The sequence below is a fragment of the Azovibrio sp. genome, from assembly GCF_049658005.1.
In the GTDB taxonomy this organism is placed as follows: domain Bacteria; phylum Pseudomonadota; class Gammaproteobacteria; order Burkholderiales; family Rhodocyclaceae; genus Azovibrio.
Map to the genome: position 1 here is coordinate 66,488 of NZ_JBASOH010000041.1, position 6,079 is coordinate 72,566.

General features: G+C 64.5%; 6 protein-coding genes. All 6 read right to left on the reverse strand.

Annotation, left to right across the window (positions count from 1 at the left end):
• Positions 1-125 precede the first annotated feature (125 nt).
• Entirely contained in the window at positions 126-1,196 is a 1,071-nt protein-coding gene (gene leuB / locus WBH99_RS04555) for a 3-isopropylmalate dehydrogenase (protein WP_424218926.1), read from the reverse strand.
• Between the two features lie 13 nt (positions 1,197-1,209).
• Entirely contained in the window at positions 1,210-1,848 is a 639-nt protein-coding gene (gene leuD / locus WBH99_RS04560; protein WP_424218927.1) for a 3-isopropylmalate dehydratase small subunit, read from the reverse strand.
• Positions 1,848-1,991: an entericidin A/B family lipoprotein gene (locus WBH99_RS04565; protein ID WP_424218928.1), complete on the reverse strand. Its 144-nt coding sequence runs from the start codon at positions 1,989-1,991 to the stop codon at positions 1,848-1,850. The genes leuD and WBH99_RS04565 overlap by 1 nt, the downstream gene beginning before the upstream one ends.
• A gap of 20 nt (positions 1,992-2,011) precedes the next feature.
• Positions 2,012-3,418, reverse strand: a complete 1,407-nt coding sequence (gene leuC, locus WBH99_RS04570; RefSeq protein ID WP_424218929.1) for a 3-isopropylmalate dehydratase large subunit — start codon at positions 3,416-3,418, stop codon at positions 2,012-2,014.
• An 89-nt stretch (positions 3,419-3,507) separates the two neighbouring features.
• Entirely contained in the window at positions 3,508-4,671 is a 1,164-nt protein-coding gene (locus tag WBH99_RS04575; protein WP_424218930.1) for an MFS transporter, read from the reverse strand.
• Positions 4,672-4,725: 54 nt separating this feature from the next.
• Positions 4,726-5,841 carry a chorismate synthase gene (gene aroC / locus WBH99_RS04580; protein ID WP_424218931.1) on the reverse strand — a complete coding sequence of 372 codons (1,116 nt, stop codon included), beginning with the start codon at positions 5,839-5,841 and terminating at the stop codon, positions 4,726-4,728.
• Positions 5,842-6,079: the final 238 nt, after the last annotated feature.

Here is a 6,079-nt window from a genome sequence, read left to right on the forward strand (position 1 = left end):
AGAACTGAATCAAAATATGACGTTATGGCAGGCGGCAGGTTCAGCACGCCGCCGCCCGCGAGGTTTTTCCGGGAATTTTTCCCGGGAATCTTTCCCGGGGATTTTTCCGGAATCTTTCCTGGAAATTACAGGGCGGCCAGGACTGCGTCGCCCATCTGACGGGTGCCGACCCGGGTGGTGCCCGGCTCATGGATGTCGCCGGTGCGGTAGCCCTGGGCCAGCACTTTCTTCACGGCATTTTCCACCTTCACGGCGGCTTCTTCCAGAGCAAAGGTGTAGCGCAGCATCATGGCGACGGAAAGGATGGTGGCCAGAGGATTGGCCACCCCCTTGCCGGCGATGTCCGGGGCGGAACCATGGGAGGGTTCGTAGAGGCCCTTGTGCTTGGCATCGAGGGAGGCGGAGGGCAGCATGCCGATCGAGCCGGTGAGCATCGCGGCTTCATCGGAGAGGATGTCGCCGAACATGTTGCCGGTGACCATCACGTCGAACTGCCTGGGATTACGCACCAGCTGCATGGCGGCGTTATCGACCAGCATGTGGGTCAGTTCCACATCCGGATATTCGGGAGCCAGTTCGTTGGCGATGTCGCGCCACAGCTGGGTGGTTTCCAGCACGTTCATCTTGTCTACCGAGCACAGCTTCTTGTTGCGCTTTCTCGCGGCCTCGAAGGCGACGCGCAGGATGCGGCGGATTTCGGACTCGCTGTAGTGCATGGTGTTGAAGCCGAAACGCTGCTTCTGGCCGTCGATCTCGCGCACCTCGATGCCGCGGGGCTGGCCGAAGTAGATGTCGCCGGTGAGTTCGCGCACGATGAGGATATCGAGGCCGGCCACCACTTCGGGCTTGAGGCTGGAGGCGTTGGCCAGTTCCGGGTAGAGGATGGCGGGGCGCAGGTTGGCAAAGAGGCCGAGCTGCTTGCGGATGCCCAAGAGGCCGCGCTCGGGGCGCTGTTCCCGGGGCAGGCTGTCCCACTGGGGACCGCCCACGGCGCCCAGCAATATGGCATCGGCGGCCTGGACCAGCTTTTGCGTCGCTTCCGGGTAGGGGTTGCTGGTGGCGTCCACGGCCGCGCCGCCGAGCAGGGCGGTTTCCATTTCGAAGCCCAGGTCCAGGGCCTGCAGCACGCGCACGGCTTCCGCCATGATTTCGGGACCAATGCCGTCACCGGGCAATACACAGATCTTCTTGCTCATATTCTCTTTCAAATCAGGCAAATAGCCAGGGTTGCTGCAGCTTGCGGCGGGCCTCGAATGCACGGATCTCATCGGCATGACGCAAGGTCAGGCCGATATCGTCCCAGCCATTCAACAGGCACTCCTTGCGAAAGGGGTCCACTTCGAAGCCGATCACATGGCCATCGGGGCGCACGACCTGCTGCCGTTCCAGATCCACCGTCAGCTTGAAGCCGGGCGTCTGCTCGGTGAGGACGAACAGGGCATCGATCTCGGCCTTGGGCAGGACGATCGGCAGGAGGCCGTTCTTGAAGCAGTTGTTGAAGAAGATGTCGGCGTAGGACTCGGCCAGGATCACCTTGAAACCGTAATCGAGCAGCGCCCAGGGGGCGTGCTCGCGGCTCGAACCACAACCGAAGTTGCTGCGGGTAAGGAGGATGGAGGCGCCCTTGTAGCGCTCCTGGTTGAGGACGAAATCGGGATTCAAGGGCCGCTTGGCATGATCCATGCCCGGCTCGCCGTGATCCAGGTAACGCCATTCGTCAAAGGCATTGGGGCCGAAGCCGGAGCGCTTGATGGATTTCAGGAACTGCTTGGGAATGATGGCATCGGTATCGACATTGTTACGGTCGAGGGGGGCCACCAGCCCATCGAATTTGACAAATTTTTCCATTACTTCGCCGATTTCTGGATGGCTTCGCCACCCTTTTCAATGTCCTTGCCGATCCCCTGCACGGTATTGCAGGCCGTCAGCCCCAGGGCCATCAGGGTCATCAGGGCCATCAGGGCGGCAAGAACCAGGGTCAGTTTTTTCATGGTAGGGGACTCCCGAAAAATCAGAGAATGTCACGCACATCGGCAAAATGTCCAGCGATGGCGGCAGCAGCGGCCATCGCCGGACTCACCAGATGGGTACGCCCGCCGGGGCCCTGACGCCCCTCGAAATTGCGGTTGGACGTGGAAGCGCAGCGCTCGCCGGGCTCCAGACGATCCGCATTCATGGCAAGGCACATGGAACAGCCGGGTTCCCGCCATTCGAACCCGGCGGCCACGAAAATTTTGTCCAGCCCCTCGGCCTCGGCCTGGCGCTTGACCGGGCCGGAACCCGGTACGGCCAGGGCCAGCTTGACGTTGCCGGCCTTCCTGCGCCCCTTGAGCACGGCGGCGGCCTGACGCAGATCCTCGATGCGGGAATTGGTGCAAGAACCGATGAACACCTTGTCGATCGGGATGGACTGGATCGGGGTATTGGCGGCCAGCCCCATGTACGCCAGCGCCCGTTCCATGCCCTCACGCTTGACCGGATCGGATTCCCTGGCCGGGTCGGGCACGGCAGCCGTCACGGGCACCACCATTTCCGGAGAGGTGCCCCAGGTCACCTGGGGCTGAATTTCCTCGGCGCGCAGATCCACGATGCAGTCGAAACGGGCGCCTTCATCCGACTTGAGACCGCGCCAGTGGGCCACGGCCTTGTCCCACAACTCGCCGCGGGGCGAGAAGGGACGGTCCTTCAGGTAATGGATGGTGACTTCATCGACCGCCACCAGGCCGAGGCGGGCACCGGCTTCGATGGCCATGTTGCAGAGGGTCATGCGGCCTTCCATGGACAGGCTGCGGATGGTCGAGCCGCCGAATTCGATGGCATGGCCGGTGCCGCCGGCGGTGCCGATCTTGCCGATGAAGGCCAGGGCCACATCCTTGCCGGTGACGCCCTTGCCCAGCGGGCCCTCGACGCGGATCAGCATCGACTTCGACTTTTTCTGGATCAGGCACTGGGTGGCCAGCACATGCTCCACCTCGGAGGTGCCGATGCCGTGGGCCATGCAGGCGAAGGCGCCATGAGTGGAGGTATGGGAATCGCCGCAGACCACGGTCATGCCGGGCAGGATGGCGCCATTTTCGGGGCCCACCACATGGACGATGCCCTGGCGCGGGTCCTTGAAGGGGAAATAGGCCAGCGCCCCCACTGCGCGGATATTGCGATCCAGGGTTTCCACCTGCTGGCGCGAAATGGGGTCCTTGATGCCTTCGTCCCAATGATCGGTCGGGGTATTGTGGTCCGCCGTGGCGACGATGGAAGAAACGCGCCAGGGTTTGCGCCCCGCCAGTTTCAGGCCCTCGAAGGCCTGGGGACTGGTGACTTCGTGCACCAGATGACGGTCGATATAGATCAACGCCGTACCATCCGCCTCCTGGCGGACCACGTGATCATTCCAGAGTTTGTCGTAGAGGGTCTGCGGCATGAGCGGAATCCGTAAAGCCGGGGAAAGTCGGCAATTATGGCACAGGCCGGGGGGCTCTGGGCAAGCCGGGTGAACGAGCCCCGGCCACACTAAACCGGCCCACCCTCCCGACTCACGCCCTCGCCCTTGACCCAGCGCCACACCAGCCACCAGCCCAGGAGCGCGAACAGGGCGCTGAGCGTAAACACCCAGCCAGCCCCGGCGCCATCCCAGATCCAGCCGCTGATGAGCCCGCCGAGCAAACCCCCGGCCCCGAAGGACATGCTGGAATAGAGGGCCTGACCCCGGGCCTGGCTATTGCCGGGAAACCAGTGATTGACCGCCGCAATGGCGGCCGCATGGTAGGAACCGAAAGTCAGGGCATGCAGGACCTGCCCCAGCAACACCAGTACCAGCCAGTCCACGCCCCAGCCCATCAGCATGAAGCGCAGCACGGCGGCGGCAAAACTGATGAGCAGAATCTGGCGCGCGCCCAGCCAGCGGGTCAGGCGCGGCATGAGGAGGAAGATCAGGATTTCCGCCAGCACCCCGAGGGACCAGAGCAGCCCCACTTCGGACTTGCTGTAGCCATGCGCGGCCAGATGGATCGAATAGAAAATGTAGTAGGCCCCGTGGGCTGCCGACATGGCAAAACAGGCCGCCAGCAGGGCCCGTACCCGGGGTTGGGCGAGAATGCGACCCACCGGCGGCTGAACCCCGGGGCAGGGTCGGGGCGACGCTTCTGGCAGCAGCAGGGAAAACAGCAAAATGCCGGCCAGAATCAGGGCGCACACCCAGAGCAGCGCCTCCTCCGGAACCCAGTCCAGCAAGGCGCCGGTGCCCAGCACCGCGATGATGAAGCCTACCGAACCCCAGAGCCGGATGCGGCCATAACGCCCTGGCTGGCCTTTGAGATGATCGAAGGTCAGGGTTTCCACAAGGGGCAGGGCCGCGCTCCAGAAGAAGGCCAGGATCGCCATGGCGGCCAGCATGGGCTCCAGCCGGTCAAGCCAGAAGAAGGCCAGAAAGCCCAGGAAGCTGATGCCCCCCGCCAGGCGCACGATGCCCACCCGGCCATGGCCCCGGTCCGCCAGCCAGCCCCAGGCATAGGGGCCCACCAGCCGCATCAGCTGCATCTGGGACATGAGCAGGCCGATGTCCCAGGCGGAAAAGGAAAGGGACTGGAGGTAGAGGCCGAAGTAAGGCGAAAAAGCGCCAACGAAGGCGAAGTAGAAGAAGTAATAGCCGGATAGGCGCCAGTAGGGCAACGGCATGGCCGGTCGGGATCCGGGGTCGGGATCAATCACGCGCGAGGCGCGGGCCAGGGCTCAGGCCCGCGCCGGAATCAGCGGCAGGGGTGGCAGGGGCGGCAGGGGCGGCACCACGTCGCCGCACTGGGCCCGGTGCCTGAGAGCGTGGTCGATCAGCACCAGGGCGAGCATGGCCTCGGCGATCGGGGTGGCGCGGATGCCGACGCAGGGATCGTGACGGCCTTCGGTGACGACTTCCGTCGCCTGACCCTGCCGATCAATGGAACGGCGCGGCAGGCGGATGCTGGAAGTCGGCTTGATGGCCAGATGCACGAGGAGGTCCTGGCCGGTGGAGATACCGCCCAGCACCCCGCCGGCATGGTTGGAAAGAAAACCGGACGGGGTCATCTCGTCGCCATGCTCGCTGCCTTTTTGCGTCACGGCGGCAAAGCCGGCGCCGATCTCCACCCCTTTTACCGCGTTGATGCCCATCATGGCATGGGCGATGTCCGCATCGAGGCGGTCGAACACCGGCTCGCCCCAGCCCGGCGGCAGCCCCGTGGCGGTGACGGTGATTTTTGCGCCGATGGAATCTCCGGACTTGCGCAGGGCATCCATGAAGGCTTCCAGTTCCGGCACCTTCTCCGCATTGGGGGCAAAGAAAGGGTTGGTGTCGATGTCAGCGGCACTGACGAAGGGGATCTCGATCGGCCCCAGGGCGCTCATCCAGCCCCGGATGGTGACGCCATAGCGTTCCCGCAGCCACTTTCTTGCAATCGCCCCGGCCGCTACCCGCACCGCCGTTTCCCGAGCGCTGGAACGGCCGCCGCCACGGTAGTCGCGCAGGCCATACTTCTCGGTATAGACATAGTCGGCATGGCCGGGGCGAAAGGTGTCGGCGAGGTTGCCGTAATCCTTGCTGCGCGAATCCTGGTTGCGGATCAGCAGCGCAATCGGCGTGCCGGTGGTCTTGCCTTCAAAGACGCCGGAGAGGATCTCGACCCGGTCCGGTTCCCGGCGCTGGGTCACATGGCGGGAAGTGCCGGGCTTGCGCCGGTCCAGCTCCGCCTGGATGTCTTCCTCGCCAAGGGCGAGTCCCGGCGGGCAGCCATCGACCACGCAGCCAATCGCCGGGCCGTGGGATTCGCCAAAGGAAGTGACCGTAAAAAGCGTGCCGAAGGTATTGCCGGACATGGTGCGAAGCCCTGAGAAAAGTGGAAAATCAGCCAAATGCCAGGCAGGCTGGCAGGGCCGGCGAGTTTACCACAGCCGGCCACCGGCCTCGGGATTCCCCCTGGGCCAGGCAGGCCTGAAGGTGATGCCCCGCCCAGGAACTCCACCCGCCCCACCCCGTCCCCGCTTCTGTCCCCACCCCCGCCGCCGGTACCCGCTGCGGCCAGCCCCCACCCCCACCCCCACCCCGGCCCCGGCC